The organism is Pseudomonas paraeruginosa, from assembly GCF_003025345.2.
Lineage (GTDB): Bacteria > Pseudomonadota > Gammaproteobacteria > Pseudomonadales > Pseudomonadaceae > Pseudomonas > Pseudomonas paraeruginosa.
Genome location: NZ_CP020560.1, coordinates 1635101 through 1658528 on the forward strand (window position 1 = coordinate 1635101; position 23428 = coordinate 1658528).

The window sequence follows — 23428 nt, forward strand, 5'->3', positions numbered from 1 at the left end:
CCCGATTTCCCAGCCAAGGCCTTTCCCATGTTGCCCCCGCTCGTCCGCCGTCTTTCCCGCCTTGCCGCCGAACTGGCGGTGCTCATCGCCTTCTGGTGGGCCGGCGGCTGGCTGGCGAAGGCCATCGGCCTGCCGCTGCCGGGCGGTGTGGTCGGCCTGGCGGCGCTGTTGCTGCTGTTCGCCAGCGGCCTGCTGCGTCCGGCCTGGCTGCAGGCCGGCGCCGGCCTGTTGCTGGCGGAGATGCTGCTGTTCTTCATCCCCGCGCTGATGAGCCTGCTCGACTATGGCGCGCTGCTGCGCAGCGAGGGCTGGCGGATCCTGCTGGTGATCATGCTCAGCACCCTACTGGTGATGCTGGTCACCGCGGTGTCGGTGGAATGGATGTGTCGCTGGAGGACGCGCCATGAGTCTCGATAAGCAGGCCCTGTTCTGGCTGCTGGCGACCGTCGGCGGCTATCTGCTCAGCCGCCAGCTGTACCGCCGGGTGAAATGGTACTGGCTGTCGCCGATCGTGTTCGTCCCGCTGCTGCTCTACGCCCTGGCCATCCCCACCCATACCCGCTACGCCGACTACGCCCGTGACACCGACTGGCTGGTGGCGCTGCTCGGCCCGGCGACCGTGGCTTTCGCCATCCCGATCTGGCAGCAGCGCGCCCTGCTGGTGCGCCACTGGCCGGCGCTGCTGGCCGGCATGCTCGCCGGCACCACGGTGGCCATCGGCAGTTCCTGGGCCCTGGCCCAGGCACTGGCGCTGGACGGCCAGGTCACCCTGTCGCTGCTGCCGCGCTCGATCACCACGCCGTTCGCCATGGAGATGTCGCACAACCTCGGCGGCGTACCGGAGCTGACCGCGGCCTTCGTGATGATCACCGGGGTGTTCGGCGCGGTGATCGGCGGCACCCTGTTGCGCGTGCTGCGCCTGCGCACGCCGCTGGCGCGGGGCGCGCTGTTCGGCGTTGGCGCGCACGGCGCCGGCACCAGCCGGGCCTACGAGTTCGGCGGCGAGGAGGGCTCGGCGGCGGGCCTGCTGATGGTCATGACCGGGCTGTTCAACCTGCTGGTTGCGCCGCTGGTCGCCCACTGCCTGTAGGCGTCGCGCATAGGCTGGCTGAATCCCCCGTCATTCAGCGGGTGCGCGAGTGTAAGCCCGGCGACAGTCGGCGGAGGAGGGCGGGGCTAGACTCCGGGCATCCGACAACGACAAAAGAGGATGCCGCCGTGACTGCCGTTCACTCCCTGCCCACCGATGTGCAAGCCCAGGTGTCCGCCGCCGAATGGCAGGCCCGCGTCGATCTCGCCGCCTGCTACCGGCTGGTCGCCCTGCACGGTTGGGACGACCTGATCTTCACCCACATTTCCGCCAAGGTGCCCGGCACCGAGGATTTCCTGATCAACCCGTTCGGCCTGATGTTCCACGAGATCACCGCTTCCAGCCTGGTGAAGGTGGACGCCAGCGGCAAGAAGCTGATGGACAGCCCCTACGAGATCAATCCGGCCGGCTACACCATCCACAGTGCGGTGCACGAGGTTCGCCACGACGTCGAGTGCGTGCTGCACACCCATACCGCGGCGGGGATCGCCGTGTCCTGCCAGAAGCAGGGCCTCTTGCCGCTGTCGCAGCAGTCGCTGTTCGTGCTTTCCAGCCTGTCCTACCACGCCTACGAGGGCGTCGCCCTGAACCATGAGGAAAAGGCCCGGCTGCAGGCCGACCTGGGGGCCAGTAACTTCCTGATCCTGCCCAACCACGGCCTGCTCACCTGTGGCGGCTCGATCGCCGACACCTTCCTGATGATGTTCACCCTGCAGCGCGCCTGCGAGGTGCAGGTGATGGCGCAGGGCGGCGGCGTGGAGCTGATCCACATTCCCGGGCAGATCCTCGCCGGCGCGCGCGACATGATCGCCGGGGTGATGCGCAGCAAGACCGGCATGGGCGGCCAACTGGCCTGGCCGGCGCTGCTGCGCAAGCTCGACCAGCAGAATCCGGGCTATCGCCAGTGAGCGCGGCGCTGCCGGGCATCCCCCTGGAGGCCTGGCGCGCGCAGGGCCGCAGCCTGGACTTCAAGGGCTTCCCGATCCGCTACTGGGAGGCCGGGCAGGGCAAGCCGCTGCTGCTGATCCACGGCTTCCCCAGCGCCGCCTGGGACTGGCACTACCTCTGGGAACCGCTGGCGCGGCGCTACCGCGTACTGGCCTGCGACATGCTCGGCTTCGGCGACTCGGCCAAGCCGCGCGGGCATCGCTACAGCCTGCTGGAACAGGCCGACCTGCAACAGGCGCTGCTCGGCCGCCTGGGAATCGACCAGCCGCTGCACGTGCTGGCCCACGACTACGGCGACAGCGTCGCCCAGGAACTGCTCGCCCGCCATCACGAAGGTCGGTTGCGACTCGCCTCCTGCGTGTTCCTCAACGGCGGGCTGTTCCCGGAAACGCATCGGCCGGTGCTCAGCCAGAAGCTATTGCTGAGCCCGCTGGGCGGGCTGTTCGCCCGGCTGTTCGACCGCCGCGCCCTGGCGCGCAACTTCGCCAGGGTCTTCGGCCCACGCAGCCAGCCCGGCGAGGCGGAGCTGGACGCCTTCTGGAGCCTGATCGAAAGCAACCAGGGGCAGCGGGTGATGCATCGCCTGATCCACTACATCGTCGACCGCCGCGAGCAGCGCGAGCGCTGGGTGGCGGCGTTGCAGCACGGCGGGGTGCCGCTGCGGGTGATCGACGGCGCCGTCGACCCGATTTCCGGGGCGCACATGGTCGAGCGCTATCGGCAACTGGTGCGCGATGCCGATTGCGTGCTGCTCGATGGCATCGGCCACTATCCGCAGATCGAGGCGCCGGGGGCGGTGCTCGAACATTACATGGCGTTTCGCGCCCGAGTGGATGATTCAGAGTTTTCTTAACCGAGTTTGAGATTGCAGCAAGTGTCTTCGCGACGGGATCGGGGCTAGGGTGCTGGCGCCTCGCAGGACGAGGCCGTTCCATCAGCCCGTGGAGGTTCCATGCACGATCCCGTTTCTCCCCTGCGTGTATTCGACGAGGGTTCCTGGCTGTTCCGCCAACTGGTGCTGGCCCAGCCGTTCATCCGCCAATCCGGGCTGATCCTCGCCGAACTCGGCCTGCTGCTGGCGCTGGGGCTCGCCTACCTGTGCTGGCACCAGGGCAACCGCTGGTACGCCGCGGGAGCGGTCCTGGCGCTGCTCGGCAGCGCGTTGCTGGTGGTGGCCCGGCGCAACTACGACTGGTGGCTGTTCAAGCTCGGTCCGCGCGGCCGGCTGTACATCCCGTTCGACTGAGGGCGAACATCCCCATCCCTTATCGGACGCCATTCATGGCGGCGCGAAGCCTTGTCCCCGCCGGCGGGCTGGCCGACACTCGGGCGATCCTTCCTACTGCCCTGGAGTCCCGAACATGAGCGATGCCCTGCGTTTCGACGACCAAGTCGTGATCGTCACCGGAGCCGGCGGCGGCCTCGGCCGCGCCCACGCCCTGCTGTTCGCCAAGCACGGCGCCAGGGTGGTGGTCAACGACCTCGGCGGCAGCACCCATGGCGAAGGCGCCAGTGCCTCGGCGGCGGACAGGGTAGTGGCGGAAATCCGCGCCGCCGGCGGTACCGCGGTGGCCAACCACGACTCGGTCACGGACGGCGGCAGGATAGTGGAGAACGCGCTGGATGCCTTCGGTCGCGTCGACGTGGTGGTCAACAATGCCGGCATCCTCCGTGACAAGACCTTCCACAAGATGGAGGACGCCGACTGGGACCTGGTCTACCAGGTGCATGTCGAAGGCGCCTACAAGGTCACTCGCGCCGCCTGGCCACACCTGCGCGAGCAGGCCTACGGGCGGGTGGTGTTCACCTCCTCGACCTCGGGCATCTACGGCAACTTCGGCCAGAGCAACTACGGCATGGCCAAGCTCGGCCTCTACGGCCTGACCCGCACCCTGGCCCTGGAGGGACGCAAGAACAATATCCTGGTCAATGCCATCGCCCCCACCGGCGGCACGCGGATGACCGAGGGGCTGATCCCGCCGCAGGTCTTCGAGCAGCTCAAGCCGGAGCTGGTCAGCCCGCTGGTGGTCTATCTCGGCAGCTCGGCCTGCGAGGATACCTCGGGCCTCTACGAGGTCGGCGGTGGCTGGATCGGCAAGGTGCGCTGGGAGCGCAGCCTGGGCTTCGGCTTCGATCCGAAGGCCGGCTTCGACGCGGGGGACGTGGCCGCGCACTGGCAGCAGATCTGCGACTTCGAGAACGCCGCGCACCCGGCGGACAACGTCGAGGCGCTCCGCGAAATGATGGCCAACCTGCAGAGACACGCGCTCTGAGGCGCCCGGCGGAGGCGGCGCGGCGGCGCGAAAAGGACTAAGGTGAAGACCGGCTGACGCCGGTCTTCGTCCATCCGCCCGGTGTCTTTTTTCGCGTTTCCCGCAGGGAGTCTGCCATGAGTGTCATCGTCGAACGCAACGGCCCGGTCACCACCCTGGTCATCGCTCGCCCGGAGCGGCGCAATGCGGTGGACCGGCCGACCGCCCAGGCCCTGGCCGACGCCCTGCGCGAATTCGAAGCGGACGATACGGCGCGGGTCGCGGTACTCACCGGCAGCGGCGGCAATTTCTGCGCTGGCGCCGACCTGGCGGCGGTGGCCGAGGATGGCGAGCGGCGCAATCGCCTGGAGGCGGAGGGCGACGGGCCGATGGGACCGAGTCGCATGCAGCTCGGCAAGCCGCTGATCGCCGCCATCGAAGGCTATGCGGTGGCCGGCGGGTTGGAGCTGGCGCTGCTCGCCGACCTGCGGGTGATGGCCGAGGACGCCATCTGCGGAGTGTTCTGCCGGCGCTTCGGCGTGCCGCTGATCGATGGCGGCAGCGTGCGCCTGCCGCGGATCGTCGGGCAGGGCCGGGCGCTCGACCTGATCCTCACCGGGCGGCCGGTGAAGGCCGACGAAGCGTTGCAGATCGGCCTGGCCAACCGGGTGGTGCCGAGCGGTTCGGCGCGAGCCGAGGCCGAGGAACTGGCGGCGGAACTCGCCGCCTTCCCGCAGACCTGCATGCTCGCCGACCGCGCCAGCGTATACGCGCAGTGGGAACTGTCCTTCGACGTGGCCCTGGCCAACGAATTCCAGGGCGGGCTGGCGGTCATCGAGAGCGGCGAGACCCTGGAGGGCGCGCAGCGCTTCAAGGACGGCGAGGGGCGCCACGGGCGCTTCGAGTGACGCCGTCGCGCCGCGCGGGCTAGCGGTGGATGATCACGTAGCTCTTGCGCACGGTTTCCTCCACGTCCCACACGCCGAGACTGTTCTCCGGCAGCAGCAGGGCGTCGCCGGCCTCGATGCGGATGGTCTCGCCGCCGTCCGGGGTGAAGCTGCAGCGGCCTTGCAGGAAGTGACAGAACTCCTGCTCGACGATCTGTCGCCGCCAGCGCCCGGGCGTGCATTCCCAGATGCCGGTTTCCACCTGGTCGGCGCGCTCCACGGCATAGGCGCGGGTCTGCGCGACCGGCTCGCCGAGGGGCACCGCGACCGGGCTGGCGGCGCCAAGATCGGCGCCGGCGGTATTTTTCAGAAGGGTGAGGGCCATGTGGGTTTCTCTGTGGGAGGTGGAGGGGATTCTCAGCGCATCAGGCTTTCCATGCCGGCCGCGAGGCTTTGCGCCAGGCTGCGTCGCCAGGGCGCGCTGTGCGGGTCGGCAAGGACCCGGTCCTCATGGACGAAGCTGCGGATGATCGCGTTGTAGCCGAGCCAGCGGCAGGGCTCCGGTTCCCAGCGGGCCAGGCTGCCCAGCGCACGTTCGCGCAGTACCCAGGGTTGGCGCACCAGTTCGTTGTCCTCGCTGAGGATCAGCGCGGCCAGGGTGCGGCCGCCGAGGTTGCTGGCGCCGACTCCTTCGCCGCCATAGCCGCCGGAAAGGGCGATGCCACTGGCGCGGTCGACCAGCATGTGCGGGTGGAAACGCCGCGCCATGCCCAGGTTGCCGCCCCAGGTATGAGTGATCTTCACATCCCGCAGCAGTGGGAAGAGTTCGCCGAACAGCTGGCGGCGCAGGCCGACTTCCTCGTCGTCGAGGCTGAAGTCGCTGCGCAGCCTGCCGCCGAAGCGGTAGCCGCCCCGCGCGCCGAAGGCCAGGCGATCGTCGGCGGTGCGCTGGCCGTAGGTGACCTGGCGGCTGAATTCGCTGAAGGCCTGGCCGCGTTCCAGGCCGATCTCCGCCCAGACCGACGACGGCAGCGGCTCGGTGGCGACCAGCAGGCTCTGCACCGGCAGCTGGTGGTTGCCCAGCGGCGGCAGGCTGGCGGCATAGCCTTCCACCGCCGGCACGATCCATTCGGCGCGCAGTTCGCCGCGCTCGGTGCGCAGCAGGCCGCGTTGCCAGTGGCGCACCCGGCTCTTCTCGAACAGCCGCACGCCCAGGCGCTCTACCGCGCGGGCCAGGCCGCGCGCGAGCCTGGCCGGCTGGATGGTGGCGCAGTGCGGTGAATGGATCGCCCCGTAGCTGCCGGGAATGCGCAACTGCTGATCGAGCTCCTGCGGCGTCAGCCAGCGGTAGTCGCTTTCGTCCAGGCCTTCGGCATACAGATCGTGCAGATAGGCGCGCAGGCGGCGTTCCTGTTCCGGGTAGCGTGCCGCGCAATAGAGCACGCCGCCCTTGCGGTAGTCGCAGTCGATGCCTTCCTCCTGCAGCACCCGCGCGACTTCGTCGGGAATCCCGTGCAGCAGGTCGTAGCCGGTCCGGCGGCGCTCGGCGGGTAGCGCGGAGAGCAGGCGGTCCTCGCCGAGCAGGTTGCCCATCAGCCAGCCGCCGTTGCGCCCCGAGGCGCCGAAGCCGGCGGTCTCGGCCTCGACGATGGCGACGCGCAACTGCGGCGCCTGGGTCTTCAGGTAATAGGCGGTCCACAGGCCGGTATAGCCGGCGCCGACGATGGCCACGTCGACCTCGAGGGATTCTTCCAGGGACGGGCGCGCGGCAAGCGGTTCGTCCAGTTGATTCATCCACAGGCTCAGATGGCGCCAGGCCGACATAGAAGGCTCCGTAGCAAGAGGGAAGGAGGATGCGGCGAGAGTAGGAAGCGGCCGCGCGCTTGTCGTGCGCGCGGGTCCGCTGGGAAATCTCAGCGGCGCGGCGACAGGCGCTTCAGGTATTCGCGCGGTGACTGGCCGGTGTGCTGGCGGAAACAGCGGTAGAAGGCCGACAGCGAATTGAAGCCGGCGGCGAAGGCCAGTTCGTCGACCCGTCCGGGCAGCTCGCCGGAGAGCTGGCCAAGCAGGTGCTGCAGGCGGGTCTGGTTGACGTACTGGTAGAAGCTCAGGCCGAGCACCTGGTTGAGCAGGTAGGAAATCTGGTTGCGGGTGTAGCCGGTGGCGTTGGCCACCTGGGTCAGGTCCAGGTCCGGGTCGAGATAGGGCTGGGCCTGCTGGAAGTAGTGCTCCAGGTCGCGCGCCAGCAGGCTCAGCTGCTTGGCCGAAAGCCCCAGGCGGCTGGCCGGCGGCCGGCCGTCGCCGCCGGCCTGGGCTCCGCCGCCGCTTTCGTGGACCAGCGAGGCGTATTCGTTGATGCGCCAGATCAGGCCGTCGCGCACGCTGATCGCCTCGCTGGCGCGGAACGAAGCCAGGCGGCCGCTGAGGGTCACGCGCAGGCGGTACTGGATGAACGCGGTATCGCCGTCGAAGCGGATACGGTCGGTGTGCTCCAGCGACTCGTCGGGGCCCTTGGGCATGGTCGCCTCGACGTACTCGCGGAGATCGGCCAGGCGCATCCGGCGGTTCTGGAAGAAGTCGTTGTATTCGACCTCGGGATGATAGAGCGCCATCACCGCGTCGATGTCGCGGTGCTTCCAGCTGAGGTGGTAACGCATCACGGTCTCGCGGGTGGCGTCGGCGAGGTCGCGGTCGTCGGCAATGGCTTGTTCGGGCTGCATGGGATGAAGGATGCCATCGCCGTCGTCGGCGGAACAGTGCCGCGACTTCATCCACGTACTGGATGATGGCGTATCCATCCTGCATATGGCACCGGCAGAGGCGCGTTCCAGGGCACCCGTTCACTCTTTCGGGCGACGCTCGGAATACCTCCTTGGTGCGCTTACCGGCGTGCCGGGCGCTGGGTAGGGTGTAGCCACCTCGACCCTGTCAGGAGAGCCGCATGACAACAACAAAAAGGCGCGGAATCTTCCCCCTGCACGCACTCGCTGCGGCCACAGCCCTGGGTTGCGCCACCCAGGCCTCGGCCGTGTCATTCAACATCGGCGAGATCGAAGGGCAATTCGACTCGTCGCTCTCGGTGGGGGCCAGCTGGTCCATGCGTTCCGCCGACAAGGACTACATCGGTACCCGCAACGGCGGTCACGCCTCGTCGCAGACCTCCGACGACGGCCGGCTGAACTTCAAGAAGGGCGAGACCTTCTCGAAGATCTTCAAGGGCATCCACGATCTCGAACTCAAGTACGGCGACACCGGCGCGTTCTTCCGTGGCAAGTACTGGTACGACTTCGAGCTGAAGGACGAACACCGCCTGCTCTACGACATCGACGACCACAACCGCAAGGAGGGCGCCAAGTCCTCCGGGGCGCAGCTGCTCGATGCCTTCCTCTACCACAACTACACCATCGGCGACCTGCCCGGCAGCGTGCGGGTCGGCAAGCAGGTGGTGAGCTGGGGCGAGAGCACCTTCATCCAGAACTCGATCAACAGCATCAACCCGATGGACGTCGCCGCGTTCCGCCGGCCCGGCGCGGAGATCAAGGAAGGCCTGATCCCGGTGAACATGCTCTACCTGTCCCAGGGCATCAGCGATGCCGTGACCGTCGAAGGCTTCTACCAGCTGGAATGGGACCAGACGGTGATCGACAACTGCGGCACCTTCTTCTCCACCACCGACGTGGTCGCCGATGGCTGCGAGCGGATGGTCTACGCCGGCAGCGACTTCGACCCGAATCCGGCCAACGGCTACCGCTACCTGCCGCGCGCCGGCGATCGCGATGCCCGCGACAGCGGCCAGTGGGGCCTGGCCCTGCGTTGGTACGCGGCGGAGCTGAACGACACCGAGTTCGGCCTGTACGCGATGAACTACCACAGTCGCAACCCGTACTACAGCGTGATCGCCGGCAACGGCCTGGCCACCTCCGACCCGGTCACCGGCCGCTCCACCGGCTATTACTTCATCGACTATCCCGAGGACATCCGCCTCTACGGCCTGAGCTTCCAGACCAACATCGGCAGCACCTCGGTGGCCGGCGAGCTGAGCTACCGGCCGAACATGCCGCTGCAGATCAACAGCACCGACATGTCGATCGCCGCGATCTACCCGTCCACCATGTTCGGCAACCCGATCTACGACAGCGGTTTCGCCACCCCGCGCGCCGGCGAGGTGATCAACGGCTACGTGCGCAAGCCGGTGACCCAGGCACAGGTCACCGTCACCCAGTTCTTCGACCGGGTGCTGGCGGCCGACCGCCTGACCGTGGTCGGCGAGGTCGGCTACAACCACCTCAGCGGGGTCGACGGCGACGACCTGCGCTACGGCCGCGACGCCATCTACGGCATCGGCGAACTGCCGAACAACGCCTTGTGCACCGGTGCGCTCAACGTGGCCAACCCGCAGGAGTGCAACAGCCACGGCTTCTACACGCGCAATTCGTGGGGCTACCGCCTGCGCGGGATCCTCGAATATCCCAACGTGTTCGCCGGGGTCAACCTGAAGCCGAACCTGGCCTGGTCGCACGACGTCGAAGGCTACGGGCCGAACTTCAGCGAGGGCGCCAAGGCCGTCAGCGTCGGCCTCGATGCCGACTACCAGAACACCTATACCGCCAGCATCAGCTACACCGACTTCTTCGGCGGCGACTACAACCCGATCAACGACCGCGACTTCCTCGCGGTGAGCTTCGGGGTGAACTTCTGAGGTCCGCCGCCCTTCGGGGCGGCCGCTTTCGCGGATACGAACAAGGATAACGACGCATGAAAACAGCACGACTCCTGTCCTCCGGGGCGCTGGCCCTCAGCCTGCTGGCCGGTTCGGTGACGGCGGCGGTTTCGCCCGACGAGGCCGCCAAACTCGGCAGCAGCCTGACCCCCATCGGCGCGCAGAAGGAAGGCAATGCCGACGGCAGCATCCCGGCCTGGACCGGCGGCCTCGCGGCCAGCGCCGGCAAGGTCGACGGCAAGGGCTTCCTTTCCGATCCCTTTGCCGACGAGAAGCCGCTGTTCACCATCACCGCGCAGAACGTCGAGCAATACAAGGACAAGCTCTCCGACGGCCAGTTGGCGATGTTCAAGCGCTACCCCGAGACCTACCGGATCCCGGTGTACAAGACCCATCGCACGGTGGCCCTGCCTGCCGAGATCGACGAGGCGGCCAAGCAGAGCGCACTGAACGTGCAGCCGATCAACGACGGCAACGGCCTGTCGAATTTCGAGAAGAGCCGCTACTACGCCTTCCCGATCCCGAAGAACGGCGTGGAAGTGCTCTGGAACCACATCACCCGCTACCGCGGCGGCAACCTCAAGCGCACCATCGTCCAGGCCACTCCGCAGACCAACGGCAGCTTCACGCCGATCCGCTTCGAGGAGTCGGTGGCATTCCCGCAGAACATGCCTGACCTCGACCAGGGCAAGGCGGCCAACATCCTCACCTTCTTCAAGCAGCAGGTGACCGCGCCGGCGCGCCTGGCGGGCAACGTGCTGCTGGTCCACGAGACCCTCGACCAGGTCAAGGAGCCGCGCCTGGCCTGGGTCTACAACGCCGGCCAGCGCCGCGTGCGGCGCGCCCCGCAGGTGGCCTACGATGGCCCGGGCACCGCCGCCGACGGCCTGCGCACCTCGGATAACTTCGACATGTTCTCCGGCGCCCCGGACCGCTACGACTGGAAGCTGGTCGGCAAGCGCGAGATGTACATCCCCTACAACGCCTACAAGCTCAACGACCCGACCCTGAAGTACGCCGACATCATCAAGGCCGGGCACATCAACCAGGACCTGACCCGCTACGAGCTGCACCGGGTGTGGGAAGTGGTCGGTACGGTGAAGCCGGGCGAGCGGCACATCTACGCCAAGCGCCACATGTACATCGACGAGGACAGCTGGCAGATCGCCCTGGTCGACCACTACGACGGTCGCGGCCAGCTCTGGCGGGTCGGCGAGGGCCACGCGCAGTACCACTACGACCAGAAGGTCGCCGGCTACACCCTGGAGGCGCTCTACGACGTGATCGCCGGTCGCTACCTGGCGCTGGGCATGAACAACGAGGAGAAGCGCGGCTACGTGTTCGGCTTCAAGGCCTCGTCCGCCGACTACACCCCGGCCGCCCTGCGCAACGCAGGGGTACGCTGAGTCCCGGCCAGTCGCGACGAGCGCGTCGGCTTGTGCCGACGCGCTCGTTCGTTATGACGGCCCATCACCCGGCGCAATCATCGTTCAGCCGCGTGGCGGGCTCGGTCTAGGCTCCCGGCAAGGCGCTTCGACAGAACAAGAGCACTGCCATGACCGAGCCGACCGAGCTGCCCGCCGCCTTGCCGCGGCTGCCGCCGCAGCACCTGCCGCGGCCCCGTTTGCACCAGCCGCTGCTGCGCGGCGAATGCCGCCTGCGCCTGCTCTGCGCGCCCGCCGGCAGCGGCAAGACCGTGCTCCTGGGGGAGTGCGCGCGGCAGGCGCCGCCCGGCGTGCAGGTGGCCTGGCTGGCGCTGGGCGGGGAAGCGCTGAACCCCGCGACCTTCCGCCGCCGCCTGGCCGGCGCCCTCGGTCTGCCCGAGGACGGCGACGAGGCGCAACTGTGCCGACGGCTGCGCAACGCATCCGCGCTGTGGCTGCTGCTCGACGATTACCCACGCTGTCCCGATCCGGCGCTGGACGCCTGTCTCGATCGCCTGCTGAGCGCGGCTTCCCCTCGGGTCAGCTGGTGGCTGGCGAGCCGGCGACGACCGCAATGCAACCTGACCCGCCTGCTGCTGGAAGGCGAGCTGCGCGAGGTCGACGCCGGCCAGCTGGCCTTCGACCTCACGGAAGTCGCCGACCTGCTGCGCCTGCATGGACGTCGCGCCGACGCCGACGCTGCCGTTGCGCTGCTCGAGCGCAGCGGCGGCTGGTGCGCCGCGCTGCGCCTGGGGCTGCTGGTCGGCGAGGAACAGGCTGGCCCGTTGTTGCAGGAATACCTGCAACATGAACTTCTCGACGACCTGTCGCTGCCGCTGGCCGACGCGGCACGGGCCCTGGCCTGGCTGCCGCATGTCGGCAGCGGGCTGTTCCGCCGCCTGTTCGAGTCCCTGCCGCAGGGGCTGGACGAGCTGCTCGCGCGTGGCTTCCCGTTGCAGGCCGACGGCCTCCAGCGCTATCGCCTGCCGGCGGCGATCCGCGAAGTCTGGCGCACATCGCCGCACCGGCCGCAGGCGGCGTTCCACCGCTGCGCCTGCCACTGGTTCGCCGAGCATGGCGAAACCCGCGAGGCGGTCGACCAGGCTCTGGCCGCCGACGAGCCGGAGACCGCCGCCGCGCTGTTGCAGAAGCTTACCGAGGAGCAACTGCTGCACGGCCACAACATCGGCCTGGTCCTGGCCCTGCGCGACGAGCTTCCGGCGGCGCTGCTGGCCAGCACGCCGCGCCTGGTGATCCTGAATGCCTGGGCGCTGCTATATGCCGGGCGCCTGGCCGAGGCCGAGGCTTGCATCGGGCAACTGGCGCGCTTCCAGCCGATGCCTTCGGCCGCCCGCCAGAGGTCGCTGCTGGCGCAATGGCAGGGGCTGTACGGGATCCTCCTGCACTGCCGGGGCGAGCGTGGCGCCGCCGGGCAGTTGCGCGAGGCCCTGGAACACCTGCCGGAAGACGCCTGGTCGCAGGGGCTGATCTGCCATTCGGCGCTGATGCAGCTGGCGATGATCGAGGGACGGATGGACCAGGCGCGGCTGGTCGGTCGCGACGCCCTGCGCCTGGCGCGCGAGCACGATAGCCTGATCTTCGAGGCGCTGATCGAGCTGGATCGCGCGCAGTGGCTGGAATCGCGTGGCGAACTGGTGCGCGCGGAGAGCGTTCTCGACCGCGCCCAGCGCTACCTCGAGGACCTCGGCCAGCAGGGCAGCCCGATGCTCGGCCGGATCACCCTGCGTCGCGCGCGCCTGTGCCTGCAACAGGGGCGCGACGGCGAAGCAGGGCAGTGGTACCGGCAGGGGCTGGAGCAGGCACGGGCCAACCGCGATCCCTGGGTGCTCTACGGCTATCTCGGGCTGGCCTTGCTGGAGGCGGGCCAGGGCGACCTGGACGCGGCGTTCAACCGCCTGCTGGAGGTCGAACGGTTGATGCAGCAGCGTCACGTGCCCGACTCGCTGTACCGCGGCGCCCTGCTGCTGGTCAGCGCCGCGCTGACCTTGCAGCAGGGCCGTCCGCACCAGGCGCGGGAGATCCTTCTGCGGGTGCGTGCCTACTTCCAGCCGGGGCGCGCGCGCCTGTCGCCGCCTTCGGAGCCGGAGCTGGAGGCGCGGGTGGAACACCAGCTGGCGCTGGCCGAACTCTATGGCGGCGACAGCGCCGCCGCCGAGGCGCGCCTGCGTGGATTGCTCGCGGTACTCGAGGCACAGGGCCGGCAGACGTTGCTCTGCGAGGTGCGCATGGCCATCGCCGAGTGCCAGTTCCTCGCCGGCCAGCTGACCCAGGCCCAGCAATCGCTGCGCAGCGGCCTGGAACTGGCCGGGCGGCTTGGCCTGCAGTTGCCGCAACGGCGCCTGCGGCAACGCCAGCCGCAGCTGTTCGCCGCCCTGCCGGGCGAGGACGAGGAAGGGCTCAGCCCGCTCAGTTGCCGGGAGCTGGCGGTTCTCGGACTGATCGCCCAGGGCTGCTCCAACCAGGAGATCGGCGAGCAGCTGTTCATTTCCCTGCACACGGTGAAAACCCACGCCCGGCGCATCAACGGCAAGCTCGGCGTGGCCCGGCGGACCCAGGCGGTGGCGCGGGCCAAGGCCCTCGGCCTGCTCGCCTGAAATCGTTCAGTGCAGGGCGCGGCCGGGCGGCGGGGCGAGTTCGCCGAGCCGCTGGCCCAGGCGCAGTTGCTCGGTGGGGTCTTCGCTGAGCAGCAGGGCGCGCTCCAGGTCATAGCGTTCCGCCTGCGGACAGTCCAGTTGCCGGTACAGCGCGGCGCGCGCCTCGTGGTCGGCGGCACCCACCGGCCCCAGCTCGATCACCCGCTGGGCGTCCTTCAGCGCCGCCAGCGGTTCGCCGGCGGCGGCGTGCAGCTGGCGGAGGTTGCGCGACAGGCGCTGGAGGACTTCCCCGGCGCTGGCCTGCTTCAGGTAGGCGGCTTGCAGTTCGCTCTTCGGTCCGTGCAGGCGCAGCAACAGTTCGCGGCAGTCGGGAGTGTACAGGCGGCGCCCGGTCGCCGGGTCGAGCAGGTGATCGGCCTGGGGCACGCGGAGCAGGAAGCGGCCCGGGAAGTTCACCCCGACCAGCGGAATCTCCAGCCGGCGCGCCAGTTCCATGGCCACCAGCGCCAGCGACAGCGGCTGCCCCTGGCGGCGTTGCAGCACCAGCGGGAGCAGGGCCGAACGTGGCTGCAGGGGGAAGTCGTCGTCCTCGCAGAAACCCTGTTCGCTCATGCGCCGCAGCAGCCCCTGCGCCCGTTCGCTGGCCGAGGCGCGGTCGTCGAGACTGGCGCCGATCTGCCGGGCTAGCTCGTCGAGCGTGCGCTGCGACTGGCCGGGCGGATACGCGGGAAGGTGCTCGGCGGCGATCCACAGGGCCGCCTCGAACAGTGCGGGCGGCTCCTGGGCGAGGCAATCGAGGCAGGCTTGACGCGGCTCCATGGCTTTCTCCTGGCGCGCCGGGATCGCGTGAGATTCGGCCCTGCGGGACGGGCAGGGCCGGTTTCGATCGGCGGACCCCCATGGTTGTAACCGCCCGCCGGGGCTTCGTCCAGTGCCCACCGTTGCCGCGCCGGGCGTTTCGCCGGGGCCTGCCTATACTGAGGAGGCCGGCCGGCAACGGCGCGGCCCGGATAACAAGCATCAAGCAGGGGAGCCCCAGCATGTTCGACATGATGGACGCGGCCCGGCTCGAGGGTCTTCACCTCGCCCAAGACCCGGCCACGGGACTCAAGGCCATTATCGCCATCCACAGCACGCGACTCGGCCCGGCGCTGGGTGGCTGTCGCTATCTGCCCTATCCCAGCGACGAAGCCGCCATCGGCGACGCCATCCGCCTGGCCCAGGGCATGAGCTACAAGGCGGCGCTGGCCGGACTCGAGCAGGGCGGCGGCAAGGCGGTGATCATCCGTCCGCCGCACCTGGACAATCGCGGCGCGCTGTTCGAGGCGTTCGGCCGCTTCATCGAAAGCCTCGGCGGGCGCTACATCACCGCGGTGGACAGCGGTACCTCGAGCGCCGACATGGATTGCATCGCCCAGCACTCCCGCCACGTCACCAGCACCACCCTGGCCGGCGACCCGTCGCCGCACACCGCCCTCGGGATCTTCGCCGGGATCCGCGCCAGCGCCCAGGCGCGCCTCGGCAGCGACGACCTGGAGGGCCTGCGGGTCGCGGTACAGGGGCTCGGCCACGTGGGCTACGCGCTGGCCGAGCAGTTGGCGGCGGTCGGCGCCGAGCTGCTGGTCTGCGATCTCGACCCCGGGCGGGTGCAACTGGCGGTCGAGCAGCTCGGCGCCCACCCGCTGGCGCCCCAGGCGCTGCTCTCCACGCCCTGCGACATCTTCGCGCCGTGCGGGCTGGGCGGCGTGCTCACCAGCCACAGCGTCAGCCAGTTGCGCTGCGCGGCGGTGGCCGGGGCGGCGAACAACCAGTTGGAGCGGCCGGAGGTCGCCGACGAGCTGGAGGCGCGCGGGATCCTCTATGCCCCGGACTACGTGATCAACTCCGGCGGCCTGATCTACGTAGCCCTCAAGCATCGCGGCGCCGATGCGCAGAGCATCACCGCGCACCTGGCGCGGATCCCCGCGCGACTCACCGAGATCTACGCCCACGCCCAGGCCGACCACCAGTCGCCGGCGCGGATCGCCGATCGCCTGGCGGAGCGGATTCTCTACGGCCCGCACTGACGGGCCGGCGTTTCCGGCGAGGCCGCCAGCGCGCCTCGCCAGCGGCAGTGCGGGCCACCCCCGCCGCGCCGCTCGTGCACGCCGCCACCCGCGGCGCGACCCCGAGCGGCACGCCTATCCGGCGTGCGGAGGAGGCTTGCGATGGTTCACAACCGGGTCGACCCGCCTTTCACCCGCTATCTCGACAGCCACGGCCAGCCCCTCGGCGAGCTGCCCGCCTGGGCCGCCGATGGCGACGTGCTGGTCCGTCTCTACCGGCAGATGCTCCTGACCCGCCTGTTCGACCAGAAGGCGGTGGCCCTCCAGCGTACCGGGCGGATCGGCACCTATGCGCCGACCCTCGGCCAGGAAGCCATCGGCGTGGCGATCGGCAGCCAGATGCGCGCCGAGGACGTGCTGGTGCCCTATTACCGCGATACCGCCGTGCAACTCATGCGCGGCGTGCGCATGGAGGACATCCTCCTCTACTGGGGCGGCGACGAGCGCGGCAGCGACTACGCCGAACCACTGGCGGCGCAGGACTTTCCCATCTGCGTGCCGATCGCGACCCAGGCGCTGCATGCCTGCGGGGTCGCCTCGGCGTTCCGCATCCGCGGCGAGCACCGGGTGGCGGTGACCACCTGCGGCGATGGCGCCACCAGCAAGGGCGATTTCCTCGAGGCGCTGAACGTGGCGGGCGCCTGGCAGTTGCCGGTGCTCTTCGTGGTCAACAACAACCAGTGGGCGATCTCGGTGCCGCGGCGCATCCAGTGCGGCGCGCCGACCCTGGCGGAGAAGGCGGTGGGTGCCGGCTGCCCCGGCGAACAGGTGGACGGCAACGACGTGCTGGCGGTCGCCGAGCGGGTCCGCGCGGCGCTCGAGCGGGCGGGCCAGGGCAAGGGCCCGAGCCTGCTGGAGTGCATCAGCTACCGCCTCTGCGACCACACCACCGCCGACGACGCCAGCCGCTACCGCTCCGCCGAGGAGGTCAACCAGGCCTGGCGCGAGGAGCCGATCAGGCGCCTGCGCGCCTTCCTCGCCGGCCGCGGCCAGTGGGACGAGGAGCGCGAGCAGGCGCTGCTGGGCGAGTGCCAGGCGCGGGTGCAGGAGGCGGTGGAGCGTTTCGAGACGTTCGCCGCGCAGGCGCCGCAGGCGCTGTTCGAGCATGTCTACGCGCGCTGGCCGGCGGTCCTGGAGGAGCAGCGCGAGCAGGTGCTGGAGCGCGCCGCGCGGCGGCAGGGAGGGGCCGAGCATGAATGAGCGCAACGGCGAAGCGAAACGCCTGGCCCTGCTGGAGGCGGTCAACCTGGCGCTGCACCGGGCGATGGCCGAGGACGAGACGGTGGTGGTGCTGGGCGAGGACGTCGGGGTCAACGGCGGGGTGTTCCGCGCCACTCTTGGCCTGCGCGAGCGCTTCGGCTTCAAGCGGGTGCTGGATACGCCGCTGGCGGAGAACATGATCGCCGGGCTGTCCATCGGCATGGCCGCCCAGGGCCTGAAACCGGTGATGGAGATCCAGTTCATGGGCTTCATCTACGCCGCCATGGAGCAACTGGTGTCCCATGCCAGCCGCCTGCGCAATCGCACCCGCGGCCGCCTGGCCTGCCCGCTGGTGCTGCGCACGCCGATGGGGGCGGGAATCCGCGCGCCGGAGCACCACAGCGAGGCGACCGAGGCGATGTTCGCGCACATCCCCGGCGTCCGCGTGCTGGTGCCGTCGTCGCCGGCGCGGGCCTACGGCCTGCTCCTGGCGGCGATCGACGATCCCGACCCGGTGATCTTCCTCGAACCGACCCGGCTCTACCGGATGAACCCGCAGCCGCTGGCGGACGACGCCCGGCGCCTGCCGCTGGACAGTTGCTTCACCCTCCGCGAAGGCGGCGACCTGACCCTGGTCAGCTGGGGTGCCAGCGTCCACGAGACCCTGCAGGCTGCCGAGCGCCTGGCGCAGCGCGGCATCGAGGCCGAAGTGATCGACGTCGCCTGCCTCAAGCCGCTCGACCTCGACACCCTGGAAGCCTCGGTGCGCAAGACCGGTCGCTGCGTGATCGTCCACGAGGCGCCGAAGAGCGGCGGCCTCGGCGGGGAAATCGCCGCGAGCCTCTACGAGCGCGTCCTGTTCGACCTGCGGGCGCCGATCCAGCGGGTCGCGGCGGCTGACATCCCACCGCCGCTGTACCGCCTGGAATCGCTGTACATGCCCGCCGTGGAGGACATCCTGGCGGCCTGCGACACCGTGCTCGGCTACGCCTGAGCCAAGGGGAGACGACCATGAAGCACTTCAAGCTGCCCGATCTGGGCGAGGGCCTGCAGGAAGCGGAAATCGTCGAATGGCACGTCAAGTCCGGCGACAGTGTGCGCGCCGACCAGCGCCTGGTGTCGGTGGAAACCGCCAAGGCGCTGGTGGAAATCCCCGCGCCCTACGACGGAGTGGTGGGCAAGCTGTTCGGCGCCGAGGGCGACATCCTCCACGTCGGCGAACCGCTGGTGGGCTTCGAGGGCGAGGAGGCGGACGCCGGTACCGTGGTGGGGCGCCTGGAGGGCGGCGGTAGCGCCCCGGAGGACCGTTTCTTCATCGGCGCCGCGCCGTCCACCCGCGAGCACCTGGCGCCGCGCGCGACCCCGGCGGTGCGCCAGTTCGCCCGCCAGCAGGGCGTCGAGCTGGCTGGCCTGAGCGGCTCCGGCCCGGATGGCCTGATCACTCGCGCCGACGTCGAGGCCGCCGCCCAGGGCGCCCGCGAACGCTTCGGCGGCGAGCGCTTGCGCGGCGTACGGCGGAGCATGGCGCTGAACATGGCGCGCTCGCATGCCGAGGTGGTGCCGGTGACGATCTATGGCGACGCCGACCTGCACCGCTGGAAGTCCGCCCGCGACCCGCTGATCCGCCTGGCCCAGGCGCTGGCCGAGGCCTGTCGCGCCGAGCCGACCCTCAACGCCTGGTTCGATGGCGCCTCGTTGTCGCTGAAGCTGCATGAGCGGCTCGACCTGGGGATCGCCGTGGACACCCCGGAGGGCCTGTTCGTGCCGGTGCTGCGCGATGTCGGCGCGCGTTCGGCGGAGGACCTGCGCGCCGGTATGCGGCGCCTGCGCGAGGATGTCCAGGCGCGCTCGATCCCGCCGGCGGAAATGCTCGGCGCGACCTTGACCCTATCCAACTTCGGCACCCTGTTCGGCCGCTACGCCAACCCCGTGGTGGTGCCGCCGCAGGTGGCGATCCTCGGTGCCGGCGGCATCCGCGACGAAGTCGTGGCCTGGCGCGGCGAGATGGCCATCCACCCGATCCTGCCGCTGTCGCTGACCTTCGACCACCGCGCCGCCACCGGTGGCGAGGCGGCGCGTTTCCTCAAGGTACTGGTGAATGCCCTGGAGCAGCCCGACGGCTGATCAGCGCCGGCGCTCCAGCCACCACACCAGCAGCGCGCCGAGGGCATAGGCGAGGATGTCGAGCCAGTCGGCGGTGCTGCCGAAAACGATACGCAGCACGGGGCTGGAGAACTGCCAGTGCAGTTGCATCGCCAGGTACTGGCCCAGCTCCAGCAGCGCGCCGACGGCGAAGGCGGCCGTCGCCAGCCGGCCGGCGGGCGCCCTGAGCGCGCCGTTCAGCAGGTAGTAGAGCCAGGCCACTGCCAGCAGGTCGCCGCCGAAGCCGCGTACCCAGCCCCAGTGCCGGCCCAGGGTGGCGAGCGCCACCAGCAGGCCGAACAGCAGCAGCGCCAGCGCCAGGCTGCGCCGGTCCAGACGCCAGCGTCGCGTGCGGGTGGGGGAGGTGGGGAGAGCGGGCATGGGACTTCGTGGTCGATGAGGCTGCCGGGCGTTGTACGGCAACCAACGGTTTCCGGCAAGGCGGGCGTGGGCCGGACAAGCGCCTTGCGGCTAGCGGCCGGTTCGTGGAGAGCGGCGGCTAACGCCCGTGGCGTTAGCCGCCCGACAAGAGCCGTGTCGTTCGCCGCGCGGACTCAGTGGCGTCGCAGGCTGGCGAGCAATTGCTCGACGAAGGCGTCGCTGCCGGAGCTGTCGAGGTAGTGCACCTGGGGCCCGTCGAGCAGGTACAGCGCATGGTAGGGCTTGCCGGCCTGGCTGCCGCGCAGGCGATAGACCTCGGTACCGGCCACGCGGTAACGGCTGGCACTGGCGCGCCGATCGCACAGGCCGAGGGCCTGGCGCTGCGCCTGGAGACGTTCGCGCTGGGCGCCGGGCAGGCCGTCCAGGGGCAGGGCGCCGAACAGCAGGCGGACCTGACGCGGCAGGTCGAGCCGCTCGCCGTCGGCGGCGCCCAGTTCCTGCTGGCGGAGCAGGCGATGGGCGAGGTAGTGGCCATCGGCGTAGCGGGCGATCAGCAGGTCGCCGCTGTGCAGCAGGGTGGCGGGGGCCCGTTGCAGGTCGAGTTGCAGCCTGCCGGGGCCGCCCAGGGCCAGGACCTGCGCGGCGCCGGCAGAGGCTGTCGGTGTCTCGGCGTCCGTGGCCTGGAACGGGCAGGCGAGTGCAGGGGCGCCGGCGAGGCCGAGGAGGGCGCACAGCAGACCGGCAAGTTGTCGCGGCATGTTTCGGCTCCTTGCGCTTTGCTTGCAGCGGTGGCTCATTCGTCCGCGGCGTTTTCCTCGAACAGTTCGTTGAGGGCGTCGGGCTGGTTCTTGAAGGCGCGGGCGAAGGCATCGCGGTTCTTCGCCATGAAGATGCCCAGCTCTTCCACCTGCTCCTCCTTCAGCGACGGCACCGCCTTCTGCAGCACTTCGGCCAGCGTTTCCGCCAGTTCCAGCATCTTGTCGTAACGATCGGCTTCAGCCTTGTCCATGAACAAACGCTCCTGATCCCGGCTGCTGCGGTACACCACTTCGACGGCCATTCATCACCTCTGTGCCTTCTGAGTCGCAAGGTTGCTTTGACTGGTTATCCATACAGTATATGGCGTCCTGCCGCATCTGGATAGCACCAGGATTGCCGGCGCATTGCCACGATGGTCTTCGTCTGACAGAAATGTCATGCCGGGCTCATGGGCCTGACAGTCTCCGCAGCGTAGTTTCGGGCTGAACGTTCTACCAAGGAGACATCCTCATGAGAGTGATCCCGTTGGCACTTGTCGCGCTGCTCGGCCTGGCGCCGCTGGCCCAGGCGCAGCAACAGCCCTATGGACCCAACCCGGATTCGAAGTCCCTCCGCCAGCACTACGTGGACGGCCGCCTGGACATCGCCCGGGTGATCTACAAGACCGACCTGTGGAATGCCTGCGGCATCGTCCCGGCACGATTGGTCTACGAGGATTCGCAGGGCGAGCGGCATACCGTCGAGTACAAGGCCTGGGGCAACGGTTGCAGCGGCAACTGAGCGAGCCCGGTGCGGTCGGCGCCGCACCGGGTTTTCCCCATCTACCCGGGTTCTGCTAAGGTTGCGCGCCTGGCCGCCGCGCCTGCGGCACGTCCTTCCCGCCCGCACGGATGCCCGGCATGCACGAACTCGGTTTCGCCCTCCTGCTCATCGCCTATGTCTGGTCCGTGGCCAGCGGCGGGCGGCGCTCGATCCCCTGCGCCTTGCTCTGCCTGCTGCTGTTTCCGCTGGCGCAACTGGCCTTCGCCATCAACGACGCACCGATGCGCGCGCCGCTGGCACTGGCGGTCTTCGGCGCGGGGCTGGCCTACCTCAGCGGCGGGTCGGTGTTCGGCTGAACCCCGGACATCCAACAATACGATTGAAAATCATTATCATAAAAAATATGCTGCTGGCCTTCTGGAAGGACGTGGGTGGATGCGCCGTTGGCGGAGCAGGATCTCAAGGCACTGTTTCTCAGGCATGCCCGGAAGTTGCAGGCGTATCTGTTGCGCAAGACCCGCGATCCGCACCTGGCCGCGGACCTCGCGCAGGAGAGCTTCCTGCGCCTGGCCGAGCAGCGGCACAAGGAGCCGATCGAGCATGTCGATGCCTACCTCTACCGCACCGCGCACAACCTCGCCATCGACCATTACCGGCAGGAACGGCGGCGCTGCACCGAGACCCGGCCGGGCGACGACTTCGCCGGGTTCGTCGCCGACCAGCCCGGCCCCGAGGAGTCCGCGGTGGATGCCGATGCGCTTGCCCGCCTGCGCGAGACAGTCGCCGAACTGCCGCCGCGCACCCGTGAGATCTTTCGACTCAACCGCCTGGAAGGGCTGACCCATGCCGAGGTGGCGAGGCGCCTGGAAATCTCCGATAGCTCGGTGCAGAAGCACCTGGCCCGCGCCCTGGCCCATGTGATGCAGGCACTCGAGGATTCCCGCTGAATGGATTACCGAGTCTTGCCGGTTCGCGCGTCTGAACCTCTATAACGACCAACGAGAGCCGCACGTGAACAGCCCCCAGGAACAACAGCAGATCCGCCAGCAGGCCGCCGAATGGGCGGTCCGCCTGGACGGCGGCGACCTCGACCGGGCCCGGCGCGAAGCGCTGGACGGCTGGCTGGCGGCCGATCCCCGGCATCCGCCCGCGCTGGCGCTGGCGCAACAGACCTGGAGACAGCTGGGGTTGCTGGCCGAACCGGTGGCGACCGCTCCGGCGCTGTCGGTTGCCAAAGCGCCGCGGCGTCGCTGGGGACGGCGCAAGGGCTGGCGGCGCGGGGCGGTGGCGGCGGTGCTGCTGCTGGCCCTGGGTGGCGCCTGGAACGAGCGCGACGGCGGGGTGGTCTGGCTGGCCGACCACGCCACCGGCAAGGGCGAGGTGCGCACCCTGCGCCTGGCCGACGGCAGCGTGGTCGAACTGGACGCACAGAGCGCCATCGACGTCGCCTACGACAGCCGCGAGCGGCGGGTGCGCCTGATCGAGGGCGGCGCGATCTTCCGCGCCGCGCCGCGCGACGCTTGGGAACCGCGGCCGTTCGTGGTGGAGAGCGCCGGCGGCAACATCCGCGCGCTGGGTACGCGCTTCCTGGTCAGCCGCAACGCCGACGGCAGCGTCCAGGTCGGCGTGCTCGAACACCGCGTCGCGGTGGCCCTGGAGCATCCGCGCACGGGGACCGTCGGGCGCCGCGAACTGGGCGAGGGCGAGAGCCTGCGCTACAGCGCGGAGGGCGGCGTCGAGGCACCGTTGGACGGTCGCCTCGACGATCTGACCAGTTGGCGGCGCGGCCTGCTGGTCTTCGACGACCAGCCGCTGGGCGAAGTGGTGGCGCGACTCAACCGCTACCGGCCGGGGCATTTGCTGGTGGCTCCCGGTGCGTTGGCGCAGCGGCGGGTCAGCGGGGTCTTCCGGGTCGCCGATCTGGAGGCGTCGTTGCAGTCGATCAGCGACGAGCTGGGAGTGCACAGCCTGAGCCTGGCGGGAGTGACGCTGCTGTATTGAGCGGCGCGATCGCTTCCGAGAGCGTCGACCACGGACCGGGCATTCGTCCCCTGCGCTGGTTCCTTCAGGTGCTGGAAAGCGCAATCCTCGAGCCGCCGATCCCGCGGCCGAAAAATTTTCTCGATTTCCGTTACTGACTTTC

At 69.5% G+C, this 23428-nt stretch carries 25 protein-coding genes; 18 read left to right on the plus strand and 7 right to left on the minus strand.

The window, feature by feature from the left end:
- The first annotated feature begins 27 nt into the window (after positions 1-27).
- From B7D75_RS07830 to B7D75_RS07860, 7 genes are all read left to right on the plus strand, one after another.
- Positions 28-417 carry a CidA/LrgA family protein gene (locus B7D75_RS07830; protein WP_003150317.1) on the plus strand — a complete coding sequence of 130 codons (390 nt, stop codon included), beginning with the start codon at positions 28-30 and terminating at the stop codon, positions 415-417.
- The gene (locus tag B7D75_RS07835) at positions 404-1090 is read left to right on the plus strand and encodes an LrgB family protein (RefSeq protein WP_003150315.1); all 687 of its coding nucleotides are present in this window, start codon (positions 404-406) and stop codon (positions 1088-1090) included. Before B7D75_RS07830 ends, B7D75_RS07835 begins: the two co-directional genes overlap by 14 nt.
- A 128-nt stretch (positions 1091-1218) precedes the next feature.
- Positions 1219-1998, plus strand: a complete 780-nt coding sequence (locus tag B7D75_RS07840) for a class II aldolase/adducin family protein (RefSeq protein ID WP_034081882.1) — start codon at positions 1219-1221, stop codon at positions 1996-1998.
- On the plus strand, positions 1995-2891 hold the full coding sequence (locus B7D75_RS07845; RefSeq protein ID WP_043101429.1) for an alpha/beta fold hydrolase: 897 nt from the start codon (positions 1995-1997) through the stop codon (positions 2889-2891). Before B7D75_RS07840 ends, B7D75_RS07845 begins: the two co-directional genes overlap by 4 nt.
- Before the next feature lie 99 nt (positions 2892-2990).
- A complete protein-coding gene (locus tag B7D75_RS07850) occupies positions 2991-3284 on the plus strand; it encodes a hypothetical protein (RefSeq protein WP_033996625.1) in 294 nt (97 codons plus the stop codon).
- A 115-nt stretch (positions 3285-3399) separates the two neighbouring features.
- Positions 3400-4311, plus strand: a complete 912-nt coding sequence (locus tag B7D75_RS07855) for an SDR family oxidoreductase (RefSeq protein WP_034081880.1) — start codon at positions 3400-3402, stop codon at positions 4309-4311.
- A 116-nt stretch (positions 4312-4427) separates the two neighbouring features.
- Complete coding sequence (locus tag B7D75_RS07860; RefSeq protein ID WP_003091874.1) at positions 4428-5198, plus strand: crotonase/enoyl-CoA hydratase family protein; 771 nt, start codon at positions 4428-4430, stop codon at positions 5196-5198.
- A 19-nt stretch (positions 5199-5217) separates the two neighbouring features.
- On the opposite strand, the gene B7D75_RS07865 is transcribed toward B7D75_RS07860, so the two are convergent.
- The 3 genes from B7D75_RS07865 to B7D75_RS07875 form a co-directional block, all read right to left on the minus strand.
- Entirely contained in the window at positions 5218-5562 is a 345-nt protein-coding gene (locus B7D75_RS07865; RefSeq protein WP_003150308.1) for a cupin domain-containing protein, read from the minus strand.
- Between the two features lie 32 nt (positions 5563-5594).
- Positions 5595-7001, minus strand: coding sequence for an NAD(P)/FAD-dependent oxidoreductase (locus B7D75_RS07870; protein ID WP_058146114.1), 1407 nt, complete (start codon positions 6999-7001; stop codon positions 5595-5597).
- Between the two features lie 89 nt (positions 7002-7090).
- The gene (locus tag B7D75_RS07875; RefSeq protein WP_074197349.1) at positions 7091-7834 is read right to left on the minus strand and encodes an AraC family transcriptional regulator; all 744 of its coding nucleotides are present in this window, start codon (positions 7832-7834) and stop codon (positions 7091-7093) included.
- 284 nt (positions 7835-8118) lie between these two features.
- Between B7D75_RS07875 and B7D75_RS07880 the strand changes: the two genes are divergently transcribed.
- The 3 genes from B7D75_RS07880 to B7D75_RS07890 all read left to right on the plus strand — a co-directional run bounded on the left by B7D75_RS07880 (position 8119) and on the right by B7D75_RS07890 (position 13936).
- Positions 8119-9876: a DUF1302 domain-containing protein gene (locus B7D75_RS07880; RefSeq protein ID WP_012074839.1), complete on the plus strand. Its 1758-nt coding sequence runs from the start codon at positions 8119-8121 to the stop codon at positions 9874-9876.
- A 56-nt stretch (positions 9877-9932) separates the two neighbouring features.
- Entirely contained in the window at positions 9933-11303 is a 1371-nt protein-coding gene (locus B7D75_RS07885; protein WP_012074840.1) for a DUF1329 domain-containing protein, read from the plus strand.
- Between the two features lie 149 nt (positions 11304-11452).
- Positions 11453-13936 (plus strand): LuxR C-terminal-related transcriptional regulator, encoded by a 2484-nt coding sequence (locus B7D75_RS07890; protein ID WP_107113897.1) that lies wholly within the window; start codon positions 11453-11455, stop codon positions 13934-13936.
- Positions 13937-13942: 6 nt separating this feature from the next.
- On the opposite strand, the gene B7D75_RS07895 is transcribed toward B7D75_RS07890, so the two are convergent.
- Positions 13943-14755: a SirB1 family protein gene (locus B7D75_RS07895; RefSeq protein WP_012074842.1), complete on the minus strand. Its 813-nt coding sequence runs from the start codon at positions 14753-14755 to the stop codon at positions 13943-13945.
- Between the two features lie 221 nt (positions 14756-14976).
- Here B7D75_RS07895 and B7D75_RS07900 point away from each other — a divergent pair, with 221 nt between their 5' ends.
- From B7D75_RS07900 to B7D75_RS07915, 4 genes are all read left to right on the plus strand, one after another.
- The gene (locus B7D75_RS07900) at positions 14977-16002 is read left to right on the plus strand and encodes a Leu/Phe/Val dehydrogenase (RefSeq protein WP_012074843.1); all 1026 of its coding nucleotides are present in this window, start codon (positions 14977-14979) and stop codon (positions 16000-16002) included.
- Positions 16003-16143: 141 nt separating this feature from the next.
- Entirely contained in the window at positions 16144-17241 is a 1098-nt protein-coding gene (gene pdhA, locus B7D75_RS07905) for a pyruvate dehydrogenase (acetyl-transferring) E1 component subunit alpha (RefSeq protein ID WP_107113898.1), read from the plus strand.
- Positions 17234-18235, plus strand: a complete 1002-nt coding sequence (locus B7D75_RS07910) for an alpha-ketoacid dehydrogenase subunit beta (protein ID WP_043101416.1) — start codon at positions 17234-17236, stop codon at positions 18233-18235. Before pdhA ends, B7D75_RS07910 begins: the two co-directional genes overlap by 8 nt.
- 17 nt (positions 18236-18252) lie before the next feature.
- Positions 18253-19365, plus strand: coding sequence for a dihydrolipoamide acetyltransferase family protein (locus B7D75_RS07915; protein ID WP_107113899.1), 1113 nt, complete (start codon positions 18253-18255; stop codon positions 19363-19365).
- Here B7D75_RS07915 and B7D75_RS07920 read toward each other — a convergent pair whose 3' ends face one another.
- From B7D75_RS07920 to B7D75_RS07930, 3 genes are all read right to left on the minus strand, one after another.
- Positions 19366-19764 carry a ribosomal maturation YjgA family protein gene (locus B7D75_RS07920; protein ID WP_058136364.1) on the minus strand — a complete coding sequence of 133 codons (399 nt, stop codon included), beginning with the start codon at positions 19762-19764 and terminating at the stop codon, positions 19366-19368.
- A gap of 173 nt (positions 19765-19937) precedes the next feature.
- Positions 19938-20522: a hypothetical protein gene (locus B7D75_RS07925; protein ID WP_107113900.1), complete on the minus strand. Its 585-nt coding sequence runs from the start codon at positions 20520-20522 to the stop codon at positions 19938-19940.
- Between the two features lie 35 nt (positions 20523-20557).
- Complete coding sequence (locus tag B7D75_RS07930; RefSeq protein WP_003091854.1) at positions 20558-20824, minus strand: YebG family protein; 267 nt, start codon at positions 20822-20824, stop codon at positions 20558-20560.
- A gap of 209 nt (positions 20825-21033) precedes the next feature.
- Between B7D75_RS07930 and B7D75_RS07935 the strand changes: the two genes are divergently transcribed.
- The 4 genes from B7D75_RS07935 (at position 21034) to B7D75_RS07950 (ending at position 23286) form a co-directional block, all read left to right on the plus strand.
- On the plus strand, positions 21034-21303 hold the full coding sequence (locus tag B7D75_RS07935; protein ID WP_003158093.1) for a DUF2790 domain-containing protein: 270 nt from the start codon (positions 21034-21036) through the stop codon (positions 21301-21303).
- Positions 21304-21422: 119 nt separating this feature from the next.
- Positions 21423-21641, plus strand: coding sequence for a hypothetical protein (locus B7D75_RS07940; RefSeq protein ID WP_003158094.1), 219 nt, complete (start codon positions 21423-21425; stop codon positions 21639-21641).
- A gap of 75 nt (positions 21642-21716) precedes the next feature.
- A complete protein-coding gene (locus B7D75_RS07945; RefSeq protein ID WP_079383577.1) occupies positions 21717-22232 on the plus strand; it encodes an RNA polymerase sigma factor in 516 nt (171 codons plus the stop codon).
- 64 nt (positions 22233-22296) lie between these two features.
- On the plus strand, positions 22297-23286 hold the full coding sequence (locus B7D75_RS07950) for a FecR family protein (protein WP_034081860.1): 990 nt from the start codon (positions 22297-22299) through the stop codon (positions 23284-23286).
- Positions 23287-23428 lie beyond the last annotated feature (142 nt).